General features: G+C 65.6%; 23 protein-coding genes. 10 read left to right on the top strand and 13 right to left on the bottom strand.

The genetic code is table 11. The features are described from left to right. Positions 1 to 20 precede the first annotated feature (20 nt). The gene (locus tag ACFWP0_RS21290; RefSeq protein ID WP_377845358.1) at positions 21 to 1,385 is read right to left on the bottom strand and encodes an ATP-binding protein; all 1,365 of its coding nucleotides are present in this window, start codon (positions 1,383 to 1,385) and stop codon (positions 21 to 23) included. After that, the gene (locus tag ACFWP0_RS21295) at positions 1,382 to 2,050 is read right to left on the bottom strand and encodes a response regulator transcription factor (protein ID WP_377845360.1); all 669 of its coding nucleotides are present in this window, start codon (positions 2,048 to 2,050) and stop codon (positions 1,382 to 1,384) included. Before ACFWP0_RS21295 ends, ACFWP0_RS21290 begins: the two co-directional genes overlap by 4 nt. A 131-nt stretch (positions 2,051 to 2,181) precedes the next feature. On the opposite strand from ACFWP0_RS21295, the gene ACFWP0_RS21300 reads away from it, so the two are divergent. From ACFWP0_RS21300 to ACFWP0_RS21310, 3 genes are all read left to right on the top strand, one after another. Continuing rightward, positions 2,182 to 2,946, top strand: a complete 765-nt coding sequence (locus ACFWP0_RS21300; protein WP_377845362.1) for a MipA/OmpV family protein — start codon at positions 2,182 to 2,184, stop codon at positions 2,944 to 2,946. Positions 2,947 to 3,052: 106 nt separating this feature from the next. Continuing rightward, positions 3,053 to 3,457: a RidA family protein gene (locus tag ACFWP0_RS21305; protein WP_377845364.1), complete on the top strand. Its 405-nt coding sequence runs from the start codon at positions 3,053 to 3,055 to the stop codon at positions 3,455 to 3,457. A gap of 124 nt (positions 3,458 to 3,581) precedes the next feature. Beyond that, positions 3,582 to 4,751, top strand: a complete 1,170-nt coding sequence (locus ACFWP0_RS21310; protein ID WP_377845366.1) for a diguanylate cyclase — start codon at positions 3,582 to 3,584, stop codon at positions 4,749 to 4,751. A 20-nt stretch (positions 4,752 to 4,771) separates the two neighbouring features. On the opposite strand, the gene ACFWP0_RS21315 is transcribed toward ACFWP0_RS21310, so the two are convergent. After that, on the bottom strand, positions 4,772 to 5,614 hold the full coding sequence (locus ACFWP0_RS21315) for a hypothetical protein (protein ID WP_377845368.1): 843 nt from the start codon (positions 5,612 to 5,614) through the stop codon (positions 4,772 to 4,774). Between the two features lie 403 nt (positions 5,615 to 6,017). Between ACFWP0_RS21315 and ACFWP0_RS21320 the strand changes: the two genes are divergently transcribed. After that, on the top strand, positions 6,018 to 6,158 hold the full coding sequence (locus ACFWP0_RS21320) for a hypothetical protein (RefSeq protein WP_377845542.1): 141 nt from the start codon (positions 6,018 to 6,020) through the stop codon (positions 6,156 to 6,158). A 12-nt stretch (positions 6,159 to 6,170) separates the two neighbouring features. Here the strand turns inward: ACFWP0_RS21320 and ACFWP0_RS21325 are convergent, their stop codons facing one another. The 3 genes from ACFWP0_RS21325 to ACFWP0_RS21335 form a co-directional block, all read right to left on the bottom strand. Then, a complete protein-coding gene (locus ACFWP0_RS21325) occupies positions 6,171 to 6,749 on the bottom strand; it encodes an amino acid synthesis family protein (protein WP_377845370.1) in 579 nt (192 codons plus the stop codon). Positions 6,750 to 6,769: 20 nt separating this feature from the next. Beyond that, positions 6,770 to 7,738: a Bug family tripartite tricarboxylate transporter substrate binding protein gene (locus ACFWP0_RS21330; RefSeq protein ID WP_377845372.1), complete on the bottom strand. Its 969-nt coding sequence runs from the start codon at positions 7,736 to 7,738 to the stop codon at positions 6,770 to 6,772. 88 nt (positions 7,739 to 7,826) lie between these two features. Further along, positions 7,827 to 8,735 (bottom strand): NAD(P)-dependent oxidoreductase, encoded by a 909-nt coding sequence (locus tag ACFWP0_RS21335; protein ID WP_377845374.1) that lies wholly within the window; start codon positions 8,733 to 8,735, stop codon positions 7,827 to 7,829. A gap of 127 nt (positions 8,736 to 8,862) precedes the next feature. Between ACFWP0_RS21335 and ACFWP0_RS21340 the strand changes: the two genes are divergently transcribed. After that, positions 8,863 to 9,762 (top strand): LysR substrate-binding domain-containing protein, encoded by a 900-nt coding sequence (locus tag ACFWP0_RS21340; RefSeq protein WP_377845376.1) that lies wholly within the window; start codon positions 8,863 to 8,865, stop codon positions 9,760 to 9,762. 74 nt (positions 9,763 to 9,836) lie between these two features. Here ACFWP0_RS21340 and ACFWP0_RS21345 read toward each other — a convergent pair whose 3' ends face one another. Beyond that, the gene (locus ACFWP0_RS21345; RefSeq protein ID WP_377845378.1) at positions 9,837 to 10,742 is read right to left on the bottom strand and encodes a LysR substrate-binding domain-containing protein; all 906 of its coding nucleotides are present in this window, start codon (positions 10,740 to 10,742) and stop codon (positions 9,837 to 9,839) included. 98 nt (positions 10,743 to 10,840) lie between these two features. Here ACFWP0_RS21345 and ACFWP0_RS21350 point away from each other — a divergent pair, with 98 nt between their 5' ends. Further along, the gene (locus ACFWP0_RS21350; protein WP_377845380.1) at positions 10,841 to 11,569 is read left to right on the top strand and encodes a glutathione S-transferase family protein; all 729 of its coding nucleotides are present in this window, start codon (positions 10,841 to 10,843) and stop codon (positions 11,567 to 11,569) included. Positions 11,570 to 11,655: 86 nt separating this feature from the next. Here ACFWP0_RS21350 and ACFWP0_RS21355 read toward each other — a convergent pair whose 3' ends face one another. From ACFWP0_RS21355 to fdx, 3 genes are all read right to left on the bottom strand, one after another. Further along, the gene (locus ACFWP0_RS21355; RefSeq protein ID WP_377845382.1) at positions 11,656 to 12,618 is read right to left on the bottom strand and encodes a zinc-dependent alcohol dehydrogenase family protein; all 963 of its coding nucleotides are present in this window, start codon (positions 12,616 to 12,618) and stop codon (positions 11,656 to 11,658) included. A 63-nt stretch (positions 12,619 to 12,681) separates the two neighbouring features. Beyond that, the gene (locus ACFWP0_RS21360; RefSeq protein WP_377845383.1) at positions 12,682 to 12,984 is read right to left on the bottom strand and encodes an ArsR/SmtB family transcription factor; all 303 of its coding nucleotides are present in this window, start codon (positions 12,982 to 12,984) and stop codon (positions 12,682 to 12,684) included. Between the two features lie 43 nt (positions 12,985 to 13,027). Continuing rightward, complete coding sequence (gene fdx / locus ACFWP0_RS21365) at positions 13,028 to 13,366, bottom strand: ISC system 2Fe-2S type ferredoxin (protein WP_377845385.1); 339 nt, start codon at positions 13,364 to 13,366, stop codon at positions 13,028 to 13,030. A gap of 214 nt (positions 13,367 to 13,580) precedes the next feature. Here fdx and ACFWP0_RS21370 point away from each other — a divergent pair, with 214 nt between their 5' ends. Both ACFWP0_RS21370 and ACFWP0_RS21375 read left to right on the top strand, forming a co-directional pair. After that, entirely contained in the window at positions 13,581 to 14,195 is a 615-nt protein-coding gene (locus ACFWP0_RS21370) for an ATP-binding cassette domain-containing protein (RefSeq protein WP_377845387.1), read from the top strand. Between the two features lie 58 nt (positions 14,196 to 14,253). Beyond that, entirely contained in the window at positions 14,254 to 14,805 is a 552-nt protein-coding gene (locus tag ACFWP0_RS21375; protein WP_377845389.1) for a sugar O-acetyltransferase, read from the top strand. On the opposite strand, the gene ACFWP0_RS21380 is transcribed toward ACFWP0_RS21375, so the two are convergent. Further along, positions 14,806 to 15,291 carry a DUF1801 domain-containing protein gene (locus ACFWP0_RS21380; protein WP_377845391.1) on the bottom strand — a complete coding sequence of 162 codons (486 nt, stop codon included), beginning with the start codon at positions 15,289 to 15,291 and terminating at the stop codon, positions 14,806 to 14,808. A gap of 11 nt (positions 15,292 to 15,302) precedes the next feature. After that, positions 15,303 to 16,226 carry a LysR substrate-binding domain-containing protein gene (locus tag ACFWP0_RS21385; RefSeq protein ID WP_377845393.1) on the bottom strand — a complete coding sequence of 308 codons (924 nt, stop codon included), beginning with the start codon at positions 16,224 to 16,226 and terminating at the stop codon, positions 15,303 to 15,305. A 114-nt stretch (positions 16,227 to 16,340) separates the two neighbouring features. Between ACFWP0_RS21385 and ACFWP0_RS21390 the strand changes: the two genes are divergently transcribed. Continuing rightward, a complete protein-coding gene (locus ACFWP0_RS21390; protein WP_377845395.1) occupies positions 16,341 to 17,183 on the top strand; it encodes a class II aldolase/adducin family protein in 843 nt (280 codons plus the stop codon). An 80-nt stretch (positions 17,184 to 17,263) separates the two neighbouring features. Continuing rightward, positions 17,264 to 18,589 (top strand): MFS transporter, encoded by a 1,326-nt coding sequence (locus tag ACFWP0_RS21395; RefSeq protein WP_377845396.1) that lies wholly within the window; start codon positions 17,264 to 17,266, stop codon positions 18,587 to 18,589. A 49-nt stretch (positions 18,590 to 18,638) separates the two neighbouring features. Here ACFWP0_RS21395 and ACFWP0_RS21400 read toward each other — a convergent pair whose 3' ends face one another. Next, a complete protein-coding gene (locus tag ACFWP0_RS21400) occupies positions 18,639 to 19,307 on the bottom strand; it encodes a GntR family transcriptional regulator (RefSeq protein WP_377845398.1) in 669 nt (222 codons plus the stop codon).

Here is a 19,307-nt window from a genome sequence, read left to right on the forward strand (position 1 = left end):
TACCGAAATCGCGTGGGGCCCTACAGAGCGCCGCGCCGCGCGGCAGGGAAAGTGACCGTCAACCCCACGCCGCGGCCGTCCAGTCCGGGTTCCCAATCGATGCGCGCGCCATGATTGGCGGCGATGAGCGCCACCAACGACAGTCCGATGCCGCTGCCGCTTTCCAGGGCGCCGGGCGCGCGGTAGAAACGGTCGAACACCCGTTCGCGTTCGGCCGGCGCGATGCCCGGGCCGTTGTCCGCCACGCTGAGCTGGGCGCCGCCGCCGGGCAGGGCGCGCGAGGCCACGGCCACCCGCCCGCCGGCGGGCGTGTAGCGCAAGGCGTTGTCCAGCAGGTTGCGCAGGAGGATGCCCAGGGCGTCGAGTCCGCCGACGACGGTGGCCGGCTGCGCGTCCAGGGTGATGCGTTGCCCTTTTCGGGCGGCCAGCGCCTCGCTGTCGCGGACGATCATCTCGGCCAGGCGGGCCAGCTCCAGGACGTCGGTGGGAGGTTCGTTCTGGGCCTGGATGCGGGCCTGGTCCAACAACTGCTCGGCCAGGCGGCTGGTGCGTGTCGCCACGTCGCGCAGCTTGTGCACGGCTTGCGTGCGCGCCGCCTCGGTATCGCTGCGGGCCGCCAGTTCGGCATAGGCGCTCAAGGCCGCCAGCGGCGTGCGCAGCTCGTGCGCCGCGTCGGCCAGGAAGCGCCGTTCGCGTTCCAGCGACGCCGACAGGCGCCCGAGCAGATGATTGATGGAGGCGATGAAGGGCCGCAGTTCGCCGGGCATGCCTGCCGTCGGCAAGGGCGCCAGGTCCATGTCGGTCCGGTTCAGGATGGTCTCGCGCGCCCGGTCCACCGCGCGGAAGGCGCGGCGCATGACCAGCCAGGTGGCGGCGGTCAGCAGCAGGAAGATCAGGGTCAGCAGGCCCAGGCCGTTCCACATGCGCGCGGTCGCTTCGGCCCGGAACTGCGCGGCCGATTTGGCGAACTGGACCTGCACCCGGGACTCGGCGTCCGAGATCGCGTAGACGCGCCAGGGTTCGCCCTGCAGCGTAACGTCGCGAAAGCCGTTGGCGAACCCGCGCGCCAGCGGTTCCGCGGGCGCCCATGGCGACTGCACGAGCAGGCGATGGTCCGCCAGCGACCAGACCTGGAAGTTGAAGGATTCGCCGTTAACGGCGTTTGAAGGAGGCAGCTCGAAACGGTCTTCGCTGGAAGCCTCGCTGCGCAGCAGGCTGGTGGGCAGGGACAGCAGCGCCTTCATGGCCGAGTCGCTCAAATCCTGGTCCAGCAGCCCCGTCTCGGCGCGCGTGATCTCGGCGTATCTCAGCGCGAAGATGGCCGTCCATGTCGCCAGCATCGTCACCAGCAGGGTGATCGCGACGCGTCTGCGCAGCGTTGTCATGCCGCGGCGTCCGGAACCATGCGGTATCCCAGGCCGTGCTGGGTTTCGATCAGCCCGTCGCCCAGCTTGCGCCGCAATTGGTGGATGTAAACGGCCACGGTATTGCTCTCGATGGTGCCGCTGCTGCCGTAGACGGCGATCTCAAGCTGATCGCGACTCACGGTGTCGCCCAGGCGCTGCATCAGCGCCAGCAGCGTGTGATATTCGTGCGAACTCAAGCTGACCTCGGCGCCGCCGCGCGTCACCTTGCGGCGCGCGGGCTCCAGCATCACGTCGCGGCACCGCAGCGCCGACACCACGCTGTTGCTACTGCGCCGGAGCACGGCGCGCAAGCGCGCCAGCAGTTCGTCCAGCTGGAAGGGCTTGACCAGATAATCGTCGGCGCCCGCGTCCAGCCCCTGGACACGTTCGCTCAGGCGGTCCCGCGCCGTGATGATCAGCACCGGGGTGGTGTCGAACCGCCCGCGCAGATGCTTGAGCACGCTCAGGCCGCTGCCTTCGGGCAGCCCCAGGTCCAGCAGCACGGCCTGATAGCCGTGGTCGACCAGCGCCAGGCGGGCCGCCGACACGTCGCGCGCCCAGTCGACGGCAACACCGCCCTGGCTCAGCCCCGCGCACAGGGCATCGCCCAGCATGGGATCGTCTTCGACGAGGAGGATACGCAAACACAGCTCCAGAACCGTCCCCGGCGCGCGGGGACGGGGTCTTAAAGAATTATTAACAGTCGCCCGGGACAATGCTGGCCAGCGCCGGGGGCTGTGCCCGCGGTTCCCGTAACGTAAGGAAGGAAGCCCGGATGACGATGGGTATATTAGCAAGAGGCGCGCTGGGCGCCGCCGTTTTGTCGATGACTGGCGCGGCATACGCGCAGAGCGGAAACTTCATAGGATTGGGGGCCGGCGCAATCCCGGTCTATGAGGGTTCCAGCCAGTACCGGGTGATTCCCGTGCCCCTCATCAATTACCACTCCGGCAATTTCTTCATCACGCCGCGCGCGGGTTTGCCGGCCATGGGCCTGAAGACTTCGCTGGCGCAGGACCTGGATGTGGGCGTATTCGTGGGCCTGAACCTGGGACGCGACGAGAACGACGCCGACCTCACCAAGGGCATGGGGGATATCAAGTTCCACGGCGCCTACGGCGCCTATGTGGAATGGCGGCCGGGCCGCTACTCGCTGGGCGCGGCGTACCGTCAGGCGGCGCGCAGCGGCTACGGGGGAACGCTGGAGCTGCGCGCCTCCTACGCCGCGTTGAAGACCGAGGCGCATACGGTGCAGGTCGGCGTCAGCACCGAATGGGCCAACCGCGACGCCATGCAGACCTGGTTCGGCGTCACGTCCTCGCAAGCGGCCAACAGCCGCGAAGGCCTGTCCACCTACTCGCCGTCATCGGGCTTCAAGTCGGCCACGCTGTTCACCTCGTGGGGCTATCGCATCAACTCCGACTGGAGCGCGCTCACGACGGTCGGTGTGAACACCGTGCTGGGCGACGCGCGCGATAGCCCCTTGAACGAACGCAAGGCCAATGTGTTCGGCTCGGTGGGGGTGGTGTACAAGTTCTGAGGGGATGGTTCGAAGGGGCGGGCCGGAGGGGGCCGCCTGGCTTCCGGCCGGGAGCTAATCCGCCACGGCTACAATCCCCGGCCATTCCCATTGCCATTCCCTCGACATGCCCGACCGACAAATCCTCGTTCCCGATTCGATGAAAACGCTTGCCGACCGCGCAGGCTACGCGCCTGCGGTCAAGGTCGGAAGCACCGTCTACTGCGCGGGGCAGGTTGGCCGGACGCCCGGACTGGAGGTCATTGCCGACCCGCAGGCGCAGTTCGTCGCGGCCTGGGAAAACCTGCGCATCGTGCTTGCCGAGGCCGGATGCACGTTCGATGACGTGGTGGACATGACCACCTACCATGTCGACATGTCATCCCATATGGCGGTGTTCCGGGCGGTCAAGGACAGGATTTTTCCCCGCGGGACATGCGCCTGGACGTGCATAGGCGTGAGCGAGCTTGCGCGGCCCGGCCTGCTGGTCGAAATCAAGTGCATCGCCATCGCCCGCGACGTTACGCCGTAAAGACTATCGCCAGGCCGCTCCCGCGACCGGCCCGGCCCGAGGGGGGGGGGCGTCCCGCCTCGCCATTTCCACGTAAAATCCGGTGGCCGCCGGGATGTTTCGGCGCAATACCTGTACATCCGGGATGCACGTCGATCTCCTCACCCTTTACTTCCTTGCAATCGGAACGCTGCTCGCCAGTTCTGCGATGACGTTCTGGGAGCATCGGGCCAATCCCAAGCGCAGCAAGGAATTGCGTATCCTGGCTGCGGGGTTCGCCACGCTTGCGATCGGCTGCGCGGCGGCGCTGTACCGCCGCGACCTGCCCGGCGTTGTCGGCTCCGCCATCAGCAATCTCGTCATTCTCTCCGGCTATCTCCTGATCCTCAACGGCGTCGCGGCCTTGAGCGGCCGGCGGCATCGCGCGGCTTCGGCCGCTATTCTCATCGCGATGGCGCTGGTGTGGGCGGCCGGGGGCGTGCGCTGGCATGACGCCCTGTGGACTTACATCAGCTCGATACCGATCGCGGTCATCAGCGGCATGACGGCCTGGGAAATGCTGCGATGCGACGCGATGAAATCGCTGTATGCGCGCTATATCGTCGTGGCGGTGGCGGGCATACATACGCTGATCTACGCCGCCCGCGCATTTGTCCTGCCGTGGCTGGCCACGGAGTACGGGCAGGCGATACAGGCGGCGGCGGGAAAAATAACCATATACGAGGGCGTCCTGTACTCGTTCGTGCTGCCGATGACCCTGCTCAAGCTCATCCGCGACGAGGCCCACGGCCAGCTCCTGCTGGAATCCCAGACGGATTATCTGACCCGGCTAGGCAACCGCAGATGGTTCTTTGAAGAGGGCGCGCGCATCATCCGTGGCGGGGGAGGGCGCGGGCCCGTCGCCGTTCTGGCGTTCGACCTCGACCAATTCAAGGCCATCAATGACCGGTATGGCCACCAGAGCGGCGACAGGGTGCTGAAGTCGTTCGCGGAAACTGCCCGCAGCGTGCTGGGCGCCGACGCGGTGCTTGCCCGCATCGGCGGCGAAGAGTTCGCCGCGTTGCTCTGGGGCAACGACGCGGTCCGCGCCCAGGCGCTGGGCGAGGCCGTGGCGATGCGTTTCGCGGATACGATCGCCAACCGGACCGAGGACATGGGGATACCGGCGACGGTCAGCGTCGGCCTTGCGCGGTTCGACAACGAGGTGCCCCCGGTTGCCGACGGGCTTGCCATCGCGGACCGGGCGCTGTATCGGGCAAAGTCGCTGGGCGGCAATCGCCTCGAATTGGCGCAGGCCGCGCCCGCCGCCGCCTGATTTCCGGCCGGCGGCGAGGCCTAACGGACGACGTACGCCTTGCTTGCGGCATCGTAGGCGTAGGCGGCGACATCCGCCGCGCCCAGCTGACGGGTCTTGTCGGGGCCCGAAATCGTGGTGCCGCTGGGCTTGACGGTCAGCAGCGGCATGTCGCCGTTGCCGTTTTCGGAGAACACCAGTTCGCCCGTGCTGCGCGTGCACGGCATGACGTCGCCGTCCGCGCAGGCCAGGCTGTTGTCCTCGCCGGCAAGGACGCTGCCCAGGAAGGCCCAGACTTTGTCCTTGGCGTCGTCCAGCCGCTTCTCCGGCGGGGTGAACACGAAGATGGCGTAGCCGCTGACGGTGATCCCGTTGTCGAAGCTCTCGGTCGGCACCGCCAGCACCAGCTTGCCCGAGGACGTGCGGTGTTCGAGCGGCTTGCGCGTGGTGTCGACTTCGTCGGCCCTTTCATAAGCGCCGAACTCGCCGATGGTGTGCTCCATGCCCCGGAACTTCCATGGCCGTTCAGCGGAAGGGTCGGTCAGGATGAAGGTGGCCTCGGCCAGGTTGACCTGGGTGCCGGGGCCCACGTCATCCTCTCCAGGCTTGCCGTAGCGCTCCCGGGTGTCCCAGCTAAAGCCCGTGAAGTACTGCGTGCCGTCCAGTTCGAAGGCGTGGCCGAACCAATAGGTGGCGATGCTGCCGTTGGCCACTTCGTAGGACGTGGCGCCCTTGCCGTCGACGTCATGGGTGAAATACAGCACGGTGCCGCCATCGGGCGGCGCGACGGCGGCACGGGGGGCGTGGGCGGCATGCGCTTGCGGCGCGGCGGCGGCCGTTGCGGGGCTGCTTGCCGCAAACGTCGCGACAAGCAGCCCGGCCATTGCTGTGCGGGTCCACCGGCGGGGGAGATTCGGGCTGAGCTTCGGCGTGGTTTTCTTGCTGGAAACCTTCCCGTCAAACTTCCGAAGAAAAGCCATGTACTCGTCTCTCATTGTGTAAAACCGCGTGGATTCCTTCTGCCCAGGCAACCAAGGCGACCGCCTCTCCTGCCTCGCCTTGGGGCCGTCGAGGGCCGGCGTGAAGCTGGCGCTTCATGGCGCCAAATCGCCGGCGGCATCGAACATAGAGGTAGGGTTCTGAAGGTGTCAAGCTGACTCTTTCCGCTGGCCGCGACGGGAATGGCGCTTTGTGCGATTCGCCCCATGCAGGGGCAGGCTGGCGCGCAAATCGGGAGTTAACTTACTGTTACCTTGGCAATAACCGGCGTTACTTCGGACCCGCCTTTTGCCATCGACTCGGCGACACGAAGGACCAGTATTCGAGCATCCGGTTCAGCTCTATGCCTCGACCGGCTACGGCTTCGACCTGGACGGAAACCAGCGGCAGGCCTATTACGGCAATATCGGCGTGCGGTACAAGTGGTAGGTCGGCGGCCGGTCAGCGCTGCCCGTCATGCGCCGACACGGCTTCCTTTGTCAGTCCGCCCAGGCGGGAGTGCACCCGGCCGCCCGTGCCCATCACCAGCGCAAACAGGATTTCGTTGGCGCGCGGCGCGTCCTGGATGCCGATCTCGATGCTGTTGAAGTGGCTGCGCACATAGGACGCATGGATGTAATGCACCGGGACCATGATCCGGTAGCCGGCGACGGCCACGGCCTTCACGGCCGGCACCATGGCCTTCGGTTCGCCCAGCACGGTGCGCATCGCCCAGCCGCCGGCCTCGTGCCAGACGGCGCCGTGCTCCATCTCGCCGTCCAGCCCGACGATGGCGGCCTTGCTGTAGACCTCGACGTTGTCCTTGCCCAGCGTGTCCACCAGTTCCGAGGCCAGCAAGGTGCCCAGCCCGCGCAGTTCCTCCATGAAAGGCATCAGGTCCGGCTCATAGCGTCCGGCGTAGGGGTTCTTGATGACGGCGCAGGCCGCGGCCAGCTTCAGCGGCCGGACAGGGGCAGGGCCGTTCTCGTGGAAGGTGGTTTCGACGATCAGGCAGCGCTTGCGGATTTCGATCAGCGACATGGTGTTTCCTTGGTTGGGGTTCATTGCGGCGCAATGCCGGTTTCCTTGACGATGGCGGCCCATTTGCCGATCTCGGCATCGATGAAGGCGCCGAACTCGGCGGGGCTCTGCGTCTTCACGGTGAGGCCCTGGCGCGCATAGGTTTCCTGCAGCTCGCGGTCGGCCAATGCCAGATCCAGCGACTTCGCCAGCCGGTCGACCACGGGCTGGGGCAAGCCGGCGGGGCCCATCAGGCCGAACCAGACCGTCAGGTTGAAGCCCGGCGCGCCGCTTTCGTTCAGCGTCGGAATGTCGGGCGCCAGCGCAAAGCGTTCGGGCGTGCTGACGCCATAGGTCTTGACCTTGCCGGCGCGCGCCTGCTGCAGGCCGTTGGCAAGGTCGGTGAAGGTCAGGTCCACCGTGCCGCCGATGACGTCCGTCAAGGCTTGCGGGCCGCCCCGGTAAGGCACGGCGGTGACGTTGATGTCGCCCATCGCGGCCAGTTTCGCGCCGAAGACCTGGGCGCTGCCCGAGCCATAGGCGTACGTCAGCTTTCCGGGATGCTGGCGGCCATAGGCAAACAGCTCGCCCACGTTGGCGCCGGCCACCTTGGGCGAGCCGACCAGCAGGTAAGGCGTTTCCGCCACGGCGCCAATCGGCGCAAGGTCCTTGGCCGGGTTGTAGGGCAAGTCCTTGAACAGGCTGACGCCGCTGGCCGCGGTGGACACGCCGACCACGACCAGCGTGTAGCCGTCGGGCTTGCTGCGGGCCACATCATGGGTGCCGATGATGCCGTTGGCGCCGGGCTTGTTCTCCACGACGACGGGCTGGCCCAGGTCGGCGGCCATGTGCTTGCCCAGGCTGCGCGCCACCACGTCGGTGATGCTGCCGGGCGGGAAGGGGACGACCATCCGGATCGGGTGGTCGGGATAAGCGGCCGCGAGCGACGGCGCGGCGGCCGTCAGCCCCAGGCCAAGCGCCAGGGCGATGGACGTGGCGGTTCTGTGCATGATGTTGTCTCCCGTTGGTGGGTGTCGTTATTGGCGTCGCGGTCCGCGATACGCGCGCGGCCGGTCCGTCCCAGGTCTTGCGCGCGCGTCAGGCGGCGTCGCGCTGCGCTTCCAGATAGCGGTAGATCTCGGTGTTGTCGGCGGTGGCGGGCAGCGCCTGCAGCGCCCGCTGCCACAGCTCGGCGCACAAGGACAGCTGCGGGGCGGCCACGCCGCCAAGCTGTTGCAGGCTGTCGGCGGTGCGCAGGTCCTTGGCCATCAGCGACAGCGCGAAGCCGCCGCTGAAGGTGCGCGGCACGATGAACTGGGCCAGTTTCGTTTCGGTGGCCACGTTGCGGCCGCTGGACGCATTGAGCACCTGCGTGAAGACATTCAGGTCCAGGTCCATGCCTTGGGCGATCAGCATCGCCTCGCTGGCGGCCAGCAGCCCGGCGGCGTAGACGTAGTTGTTCAGCGCCTTCATGGCATGGGCGGAGCCCACGGCGCCGGTATGGATCACCGCGGCGCCCATGCGCGACAGGATCGGCCGCACCCGTTCCAGGTCGGCCGCGGCGCCGCCGGCCATGATGGCCAGCGTGCCGTTGGCGGCCTTGGCCACCGCGCCCGACACCGGCGCGTCGATCAGGGTGATGCCCGCCTCGCGCAGCAGCGGCGCCAGCCGCCGCGTGTCGCCGGGGTTGGACGACCCCATGTCGATCAGCGTCGCACCGCGCGGGAGCAGAGCGGCCAGGCCGGGGCCATAGCCGCTGCCCTCGATGACGGCATTGGTGACGGCGCTGTTGGGCAGCATCGTGATGACGACCTCGCAACCGGCCAGATCGGCCAGGGCAAGGGCGGGGTGCAGCGTGCGGCCCCAGGCGGGATGCGTCTTCAGGCGGTCCAGCCGTTGCGGGTCGCGGTCATAGGCCAGGATGCTGACCGCATCCGCGCCGGCCAGGTTTTCGAGCATTGGCAAGCCCATCATGCCCAGGCCGACGAATCCCAGTTTCAACATCATGCAGTTCCTTTATCGAAACGGCCGGACAAGCGTTCCGGCGGTGCCTCTGGATGCTACCGATGCGGCGGAATTTCCACTTATGCTAAGTTGGCCCGGGGTTATAACAATTGATTATCGGATTAAGGCCATGCGGTTCAAGCTGAGACAAATGGAAGTGTTCCGGGCCGTGATGCTGACGGGGTCCATGAACGGGGCGGCCAAGCTGCTGTTCGTGTCGCAGCCAGCCGTCAGCCGGCTGATCGCGCACACCGAGCAGAGCCTGGGCCTGCAATTGTTCGACCGCGACAAGGGCAAGCTCACGCCCACGCAGGAAGCCCATCGGCTGTTCGAGGAAGTGGGCCCGCTGTTTGAAGAGGCGCTGCGCATCGACGAGTTCGCGCGCGACCTGGCCGCCCGGCCGGATGGCGCGCTGACCTTGTGTTCCAGCCCCAGCCTGGCGCTGAATTTCCTGCCGCCCGTCTTGGCGCGCTACCTGGAGCGCTACCCGAACGTGCGCCTGAAGTACCACACCACCTTGCTGGCCGACATGGCGCACGAACTGCTGGGCCGCAAGGCCGAACTGGCCGTCTCGGTGCTGCCCATTGACCACCCCAATCTCATCGTCGAACCCTTCGCCACCGGCGAAATGGTCTGCATCCTGCCGGTGGGGCACCCGCTGACGGCCCAGGCGGACGTGGGGCTGGCCGAGTTGGCCGCCTACCGGCTGGTGCTGTACAGCCGCAACATCCCCTTCGGGCAACTGGTCGCGGCGGCGTTCCAGCGGGCGGGGGTCTCGTGGAACGCATCGGTGGACATCGTGCGCGCCGAACTGGCTTGCGCGCTGGTGCGCGCGGGCGCGGGGGTGGCCATCGTCGACCAGTTCTCGGTCGGGCGGGAGGGATGGCCCGGCGTGGCGGTGCGGCCGCTGCGCGAATCGATTCCGCTGGCGCTGAGCCTGGTGCGGTCCCGGTTCGACGCGCCCAGCCGCCATGTGCAGCGCTTCATCCGGGTGCTGAAAGACCATGCGCGGGAGCTGGCGCCGGGCTGACCGTTCAAAGACGCATCGCGGGTCCCGCCGTTGCGTGCGCTCCAGGCTTCAGTAATGGAGTGGCTTGTTACGCGCTAAGGCGCAAAGAGGCTGCTGGCCGCCTCCTTGCGCATCAGGAAATCGATCACCGCGCGTACGGCGGGAAGCTGTCCACGTTTGTGTGGTGTCAAGATCGTTGTCATTACGCGGCCAGCGGTCCATGCCGGCAACACCCGTATCAACCGTCCCTCCCTGACCGCCTGCGCCGAGATCATTTCCGGCAGGCAAACAATGCCGAGACCCGCTTCCGCTGCCTTCATCAACGACACGGATTCATCGGCATAAAGCTGCGCCCGCGGCGCGACTTCCACGACACGGCCACTTGCATCGCCCAAGCGCCAGAGCTTCATCGTCATGTTGGTCATCAGTCCGTCGTGATCGCTCAAGGCCTCCGGCGCCGGCGGCTCGCCGCGCTGGGCGACGTAGGAGGGCGCGGCCACCAGCGTGATCGGCTCTTCGCTCATGCGCCGCTGCACCAGGTCGGAGTCCGGCAGCGCCGCGAAATGGCTGCGGATCGCGAGGTCGAAGCCCTCCTGCACCAGGTCAATGAAGCGGTCGGTGACGTGCAACTGGATGCGCAGTTTCGGATATTGCCGCGCGAGGATGGGCAAGCGATCCGCGAGCTGAAATTGCGCGGTTGGCACCGACGCCGTGATCCGCACCGTGCCGCTGGGCTCCGCCAGCCGCCGATGCACGACTGTTTCGGCGGCCTCCGCCTCGATCATCACCGCGCGGGCGTGGTCGTACACGTCGCGCCCCACGTCGGTCAGCGTGAAGCTGCGCGACGTGCGGTGAAGCAACTGCACGCCGAGCGTTGCTTCCAGCGTTGCGACCCGCTTGCTGACCGTCGATTTCGGACAGCCGAGACGCCGAGCAGCGGCCGTGAAGCCGCCGCTGTCGACCGCCTGGGCGAAAAAATGCAGGTCATTGAGGTTCAGCATGATCGTCTATGTGTGTGGACATTAAGTCGAAATTTACCGATCTATCGACTCAACGTCCATGTATGTATATTTCACCGCATCAACAACGGAGATATGAAATGAATCCCACATCTGAACCGATCTTCATCGCAGGTTTTCCCCTCGGCAGCTCGGCCGGTCTCGTCGCCGCCTTCGAATGGCTCGGTCAGCCCTATCGCATTACCCGGGTGGACATGCTGGGGGAAATGCGCACGGACGCCTACAAGCGCCTGAACGGCAGGGTGGAAACCCCGGTCCTGATCACCCCAAAAGGCCACGTTCTCACCGAGACGATGGCGATCGCCCTGTGGCTGGCGGCGCGGGACACCGAGAGCCGCATCAGCTTCGAGCCCGGCACACCGCAGGCCGACCGGCTGCACCAGTACCTCGCCTTCCTCAACACCGGCTTCACCGGCGCTTTCTACCCCATGTGGGTCGCGCTGGAAGCGCAGGACGCCACCGCAGGCGAGAAGGAAACCTTGCGCAAGTTTGGCCGCAGTTTCGTTGCCCTGCGGCATGAACAGCTGGAGGCGATGATCGGCGACAGCGATTATCTGCTGGGCGACGAGCCGACGCTGGCGGACGCGGTGTTCGCCGGCGTGGCGCGCTGGGCGGACTTCCATCAGGCGATCGAGCCGCGCGACTATCCGCGCATCCTGGCGCTGCGCCAGCGCATCGAGGCCGATCCCGCGTTTCGCTTCGCATTGGCGGTCGAAGACGGCAAGCCGGCGATCGGCAGCGGCGCGATGAAAGGACTTGTTCCGCTCGAAGAGGCGCTGCGCAATGCAAGCGGCGCCCTGGCGGCCTGAGGCCCGGGAAAGAGGGCAGGCACGCCACCTGCGGGCCGCGTGCCGTTCTTCAAGGAGGAGGCGGCGCACAGCGCCGCAAGGCGAGCCTATGGCCCGACTGCAATCGCGATTTTTCCTTGAATGCCGTTGTTGGCACTCTCCAGCCGCGCATGGGCGAGCGGAATGTCGGCAAGCGTATACACGGCGCCCACATGGGGCCGCAACTGGCCGCGCGCTATCAATGCGCTCAGCTCGTCAAGCTTGCCGCGGTTTTGCCGTGTGAAAACGAAGTGATAACTCGCATTCTTGCCCCAGGCCTGAAGGATGTTCTGTGGCTGTGCAATATCCACGATCGAGACAACCCGGCCCAGTTGTGCAAGCGCATCGGGGCTGCGCGACAATGTGTTGCCGCCGATGGTGTCGAACACGACATCGACTCCGCGGCCTCCCGTTGCCCGCATGATGGCGTCGACATAGTCCTCCTTTTCATAGTCGATGACCTCGTCGGCGCCCAAGCTTCGTGCGAACTCAAAGTTGGCTTCGCGCACGGTCGTGAACACCCTTGCTCCCATGGCTTTTGCGAGCTGGATCGCCACATGGCCGACGCCTCCCGCGCCGCCGTGCACCAGGATGCTTTCCCCCACTCGCAGCGCCGCCCGCACGACCAGTGCTTCCCACGCCGTTCCGCCAACCAAGGTCAGGCTTGCCGCTTCCAGGTGACTCAGCGAGGGAGGCTTCCTTCCGATAATGCCCTCGGCAGCAACGTGGTACTCGGCGTAGCTTCCTGGCCCGTCGAAAATCTGCGGGGTGTACCAGACTTCGTCTCCGGGCGAGAAGGCCGTCACGCCCGGCCCGACTTCTTCGACAACGCCGGATACGTCGTGTCCGGTAATGGCCGGCAGTTGCACCAGGTCGGGATAGTCGCCACGCCGGACCTGGTAATCCAACGGATTGATGGAGCTTGCATGCACACGGACCAGGACTTGTCCCGCGTGCGGCACAGGCTTGGGCACGTCGCAAAGCTCGAACGATTCCGGGCCGCCAAATGATGTAAGTACTAGGGCTTTCATTGCAAATCCTTTTATCGATAAAACGGGATATCGGGAAATTCCGATGTGACGGGGTAAAAAAAACTACAGCTCTTTCCCTATGACCTGGGCAAGAGCGCTGATGGCTGCTTCGTTCCGTTTGTAGTAGGTCCACGGGCCGATGCGCCTGGCTTCGACCAAGCCCGCTCGTTGCAGCGTTGCAAGATAGTCGGACACTGTTGACTGCGACAGTCCGACGCCTTCTTGAATACTGCTCACGCAGACTCCCACCGTGAGAACGTCCCCTTCATCCTGTGGCGGGAAGTTCTTCGCGGGATCCTTCAAGCCTTTCAAGATTTCAAGGCGTGTACGGTTTGAGAGGGCTTTGAATATTTCGAGCAAGTCCATGAAGCGATTGTATCGGGATTTCCCGATATGTCAATGCGAGGCTTCAGTGGTTTTCCTTGGCATGATTGATCGTGTACTTGGGAATATCGACAGTAAGGTCCTGCTCACCGACGATGGCTTGACAGCTAAGGCGCGACTGCGGCTCGAGTCCCCATGCGCGATCCAGCAAATCCTCTTCGCCTTCCTCTATCTCGTTGAGCGCTTCGAAGCCCTTGCGGACAATGCAGTGGCAAGTCGTGCAGGCACGGCTTTGCTCGCACGCGTGCTCGATTTCGATTCCGTGGTCGAGCAGCGCGTCGCAGATGGAAGTTCCGGCCGCCACCTCCACGACAACGCCGGCGGGTGCGAGATCGGGATGGGGTAGAACGGTGATTTTTGGCATGTTGGGGCTCGTTGTTCGTGTGTTCAAGAGTGGATTTCCCGCAGCGCGCAGGGGGCGAGAAATCATGACGACGAGCGTAAAGGCGGCCACCGTTGTAAGGTCAAGCGTTCATCTGCATGGCGCAGGAGAATGCCTGGCGCGAGGTCGCCAGCGGGAATTGCGGTGCAGCCGAAGCCATCTGGCCGCCCGCCGCATTCATGCGTACACTTCCGCCATGCTACGCATCGACAATCTCAGCAAGCGCTTTGGCGACCATCTCGTATTCCAGGGGCTGACCCACAGCTTCCCCCCGGGATGCGCGGCGCTGTGCGAAGAAGACAGCACCGGCAAATCCAGCCTGCTGGGCATCATCGCGGGCGTCATCGCGCCGGATGGGGGAGACGTCTGGATTGACGGGCATTCCATGATCCACGCGCCGCGGGAGGCCAAAGCGCGCCTGGCATACGTGCCCGACAATTGCCTGGCGTTTCCCGCGCAGACGGGGCGCGGATTGCTTGAGCAAGTCGCCCTGGAAAAGAACGCCGCCCTGGACGATGCCGTGCTCGACCTGGCACACGAGCTAGGGTTGGAACCGCACCTGGACAAGCGCTTCGAACAGATGTCCACGGGCACGCGCCGCAAGGTTTTCCTGACGGCCGCTGCCTTGGGCGACCCGGCCGTCGTCATCGCGGACGGCCCCAGCAACGGGCTGGACGCCGGGGCTCGCGAGGTGCTGGCCGAACTGTTCAAGTCCTGGTCCCGGGACCGCGTCGTGCTGTTCGCCAGCCACGATCCCGAACTGGTGCAGGCTTGCGGAGCAAGCGTCATCGAGGTCGCCGCGCTGCGCTGATGCGGGGGCGGGTAGGGAACTGTAGCGGGACGGTGGCGGAAAGGAAAATGGAGGCCGCATGACCCAAACCCAGAAGCAGAAGATGCTTGCAGGAGAGCTTTACACTGCCGCGGATCCCGAGATCCAGGCGGACCAGCTCGCGGCAAGCGTATGGATGAAGCGGTTCAATGCCGCTTTGGGCGAAGCCCCGGATCGCTGGCATGCGCTGCTGAAGGAGCGGTTCGCGGCGGTGGGACAAGGCGCGACCATCCGGCCCCCGTTTCATTGCGACTACGGCTACAACATCTCGCTCGGGGCCGGCGTCTTCATCAATTTCAATTGCGTCATCCTGGATGTCGTGCAGGTGACGATCGGGGACGGCACGCAGATCGGACCGGCCGTCCAGATCTATACCGCCGACCACCCCCATGACCCCGCGCAACGCCGCGCCATGCTGGAGTTCGGCCGCCCGGTGCATATCGGCAGGCAAGTCTGGATCGGCGGCGGCGCGATCATTCTTCCGGGCGTGACCGTCGGGGACGATGCCATCATCGGCGCGGGCAGCGTGGTTACGCGCGACGTGCCGGCGGGGGCGAAAGTGGTGGGCAATCCCGCGCGCGCAAGGCCGTGATTACATGCGTTCGCCGGGCAGTTGGCTGGCCTGCCTGACCCAGGCGGCGAACTGCGCTTCGTCGAGCTCGCCTTCATGGATGTCCAGATAGCGCACGTCCGGGTACTTGGATTTTCCAAGCGGCGGCGGCTGCAGCGACGCGCCCTGGAAGAACGTCACCTTGATGTACTTCGTAAAGCAATGCAGGCTGAGAAACCAGCCTTCGCCCTCGATGCCATAGAAGGGCGAGTTCCATTTGACCGCCTTGTGAACCCCGGGAACGGCCTCTTCGATCAGGGCGTCGATGCGTCGGCCCACCTGGCTTTTCCAGTCCGGCATGGCCGCGATGTAGGCCTGCACCGGCGCATCGCCATAGCCCTTCACGATCTGCGGATTGCCGCCAGACAGCAGGACGACGCCGCCGGGTTGCGATGACGGCTCCGCCTTGCGCGGCCTGGCCGTCTTGCCGGGGGTTTTCTTTGCGGCCTTGGGTGTCTGCTCCGACATGTACTGACTCCTCATAGGGTGGGTTGAGTCGTTGAAAGCGATTCGGTGTCCTGTCCGGCAATGCTCAACAACCATGAGATGAATGCCTGGACCTTCGGCCGCTGGATCTCGTTGGATCGGCAAGAGAGAAAATGCGTCTCTCGCTGTATGGCTGGAAATTCTCCCCGCCCCAATTCCACCAGCTCGCCGCGGCCGATTTCCCTTGCGGCAAGCCTGGCGCTTTCGAGGACCACGCCCATGCCGTCCACGGCGGCGGCGATCGCCATGGCCGCCCGGTCGAATGACGGCCGCGGAGCATCGGGCAGCTCGATGCCGTTGGCACCGAACCAATCGTTCCAGGTGACCCGGCTCAGTTGCGAGTCGATCAAGGTCAGGCCGGCAATGAGCTCTCGCGCCGATACGCCGCCGCGCAGCAGTTCCGGCGCGCACAGGGGCAGGATGCGTTCGCGTCCCAAGGCAACGGTCTGCATGCCGGCGCGCTCGAGCGCACTGCCATACGATACGCCTACGTCGATCTCGTGCACCCGGGTCAGGTCCAGAGGCTCGGCGCCGGTGGTGAGGCGGATCGTGATATGGGGGTGGGCTTGCGTGAACAGGCTCAGCCGCGGCCCCAGCCACTTGGCGGCGAAGCTGGGCGCGCAATGCAGCGCCAGAACCTGGGCCTGGGGCGCCAGCGCCACTTCGCTGCACGCGGCCTCCACCACATCGAACACCCGGCTCAGGCTTTCCAGCAGGCGCACCGCTTCCGGGGTGGGTTCGACGCGCCGGTTGCGGCGCGTGAACAGCGCGCGCCCGAAGTACTCCTCCAGTTCCTTGACCTGATGGCTGATGGCCGACGGGGTCAGGTGCAGTTCCTGGGAGGCCAGCGCAAAGCTCTGCAAACGCGCCGCGGCCTCGAAGGCGCGCAGCAGGACAAAGTTTGGGATGCGTCTCACGGCCGCGCCTTTCAGATGAATTCAGTTCATCTTTCCATGAACAACCATCGTTTGTCAAAGGTCGAGGCCGGGCTGAACATGCTTCCTACCCGAACCCTGGAACAGGAGAGAGACATGTCCGCCGTACTGGAAAAATCCCGCCCGCAGATCGACCTGAGGGGTCGCATCTCTATCTACCAACCCGAACAGGAGGGCTTGATCTACCCGGAATTGCCTTCCTTTTCCACCCATGCCGAGCAGCGCCAGCACTTGAAGGAACGCCTGGTCGCCGCTTGTCGCGCCTTTGCGCTGCAGGGCTTCGACTATGGGTTCGCCGGGCACCTGACGGTCCGCGACCCCGAGCAGCCGGGCGTGTACTGGACCAACCCGATGGCGGTTCATTTCTCGCAGGTGAAGGTATCGAATCTGATCCTGGCCGACCACGAGGGCCGGGTCGTGGAAGGACGCCACGCGGTGAATCGCGCCGGCTTTGTGCTGCATGCGGCGGTGCACGAGGCGCATCCCGACATCGTCGCCATGTGCCACGCGCACACCGTGTACGGCACCGCGTTCGCTTCGCTGGGCAAGCCGCTGGACCCCATCAGCCAGGACGCCGCGGCCTTCTATGAGGATCACGTCGTGATCGGCGACGAGGCGGGGCAGGTGGCGGTGGAGGTGAAGGCGGGCCACAAGGTGGCGAACGCGTTCCGCGGCGTCAAGGCGGCGATCCACCAGAACCACGGCTTGCTTACCGCCAGCCGCCACAGCATTGAATCCGCGGCCTTTTGGTTCATCGCGCTGGAGCGTTGCTGCCAGCAGCAATTGATGATTGAAGCGACAGGCATGAAGCCGCGCCTGGTCACCGAGGAGCGGGCGCGCTACAGCCGCGAGCATGTGGGCAGCGAGTACATCGGCTGGCTGCATTTCCAGGCCATCTGGGACCAGCTGGTTGCCACCCAGCCCGACATGTTCGATTGAGCCCGCGGCGCCGCCAGGCGCCTGCCCACGCCACGCCGCGTCAGACGGCGTGCGATCAAAACCGATGGAGACAAATCACCATGAGCATTTCCAGCCATGCCGGCTACGCGCCTCGGTCCGAAGAGGCGGTCTATTCCAAAGTGATGTGGCGGCTGCTGCCGTTCCTGTTCCTCTGTTATCTCTTTGCCTATCTGGACAGGGTCAACGTCAGCTTCGCCAAATTGCAGATGCTGAACGACCTGAGCATGAGCGAAGCGGTGTACGGCCTGGGCGCCGGCATCTTCTTCGTCGGCTACCTGCTGTTCGAGGTGCCCAGCAACCTCATTCTTCTCCGGGTGGGCGCGAGGCGCTGGATCGCCCGCATCATGGTGACGTGGGGCCTGATCTCGGCGGGGATGATGTTCGTGACGACGCCCACCAGCTTCTACATCATGCGCTTTCTGCTGGGCGTGGCCGAGGCGGGGTTCATTCCGGCCATTCTGCTGTACCTGACCTACTGGTTTCCGGCCAGCCAGCGCAGCAAGGTGACGGCGCTGTTCCTGACTGGCATTCCCATGTCCGGCGTGGTGGGCGGACCGCTGTCCGGATGGATCATGTCGTCGATGGGCGGCGTGCACGGGCTGTCGGGCTGGCAGTGGCTGTTCCTTCTGGAAGGGATCCCCACGGTTCTGATCGGCGTGGCGGCCTTCTTCTTCCTGGACGACAGGGTGGCCGACGCGAAATGGCTGACGCAAGACGAAAAGGACCTGATCGCGCACAACCTGCGTCACGACAGCGCCGGGCAGAAGAAGCTGAGCTCCGTGCGGGACGGACTGTTGAGCCCGCGCATACTGCTTCTGAGCGCGATCTACTTCTGCTTCACGATGGGACTGTACGGCGTGAGCTTCTGGCTGCCGTCGCTGGTCAAGGCGGCGGGCGTGTCGGACACCATGAACATCGGCCTGTTGTCGGCCTTGCCCTACGCCGCCGCGACGCTGGCGATGATTCTGGTGGGGCAGAGTTCGGATGCGCGAGGCGAACGCCGCTGGCACCTGGCGGTGCCGGGGGTGATAGGCGCGGCGGCGCTGTGCCTGAGCGTGGTTTACGCGAACAACACCGTGCTGGCCATGATTGCGCTGACGGCCGGCACCATGGGCGTGATGACCACGATCTCGCAATTCTGGACGGTGCCGCCGGCCATTCTGGGCGGCGCGGCGGCGGCGGCCGGCATCGCGCTTGCCAACTCCATCGGCAGCATCTCGGGCGTGATCAGCCCGTACCTGATCGGCTGGATGCAGACGACAACCGGTTCCACCGGCGGCGGCATCGTGGGCATCGCGGCCAGCATGGTGCTTGGCAGCTTGCTGACCTTTCTGGTGCCGGCCAAGGATGTCAACACCGCGCCGGCGGCGCGCGGCCGGGGATAGGCAGATGGCCCCGCGCGCAACTGTCGCCAGTCGGCTGAAGGCGCCAGCCTCAGCGTTCGTCCATGACTTCGCCCAGGCGCTGCAGCAGGTTGCGGCGCGCGCGCACGGTGTGTTCTTCGGTCAGTTCCACGGCGCGGGCTTCATCGCAGGCATTGATGGCATCCGCGATGGCGGCGTGTTCGTCCCAGATCGATTCGCGCTGCGCGCTGGACTGCAGCACCGCGCCCATCACGCGGCGCAGGTGCACCCAGTGCAGGTGGGCGCTGTCGGCGATGAGCGGATTGCCCGAAGCCTGGTACACGGCGTTGTGAAAGGCGATATCCGCGTCGATCATCGACTTCACATCCTTGCCCTTCGACGCCTTGCGGCCGTGAGCGATCAGCGCCTTGTCGATGCGCGCCCCGCGCTGCGCCGCCAGTTTGGCGGCCAGCGCGTCCAGCGCGCCGCGGACCTCGTACAGCTTGCCGATCCACTCCAGGTCCAGGGGCGCGACCAGCACGCCGCGTCCCGGCGCATCCTGCACGAGGCCGTCTTTCTTCAGGAGGCGCAGCGCCTGCAGGACAGGGGAGCGCGATACCGCGAACTGCTCGGCGATCTCTTCTTGCGTCAGGCGCGTGCCCGGGGCAAGCGAGCCATCGCTGATCGCATCCAGCAATACCCCGTAGACCTCGTCCACGTAGTCGGGACGGGTCTGAATCTTGTCGAATTTCATTGTCAT

The organism is Achromobacter sp. NPDC058515 (assembly GCF_042721735.1).
Classification (GTDB): domain Bacteria; phylum Pseudomonadota; class Gammaproteobacteria; order Burkholderiales; family Burkholderiaceae_B; genus Achromobacter.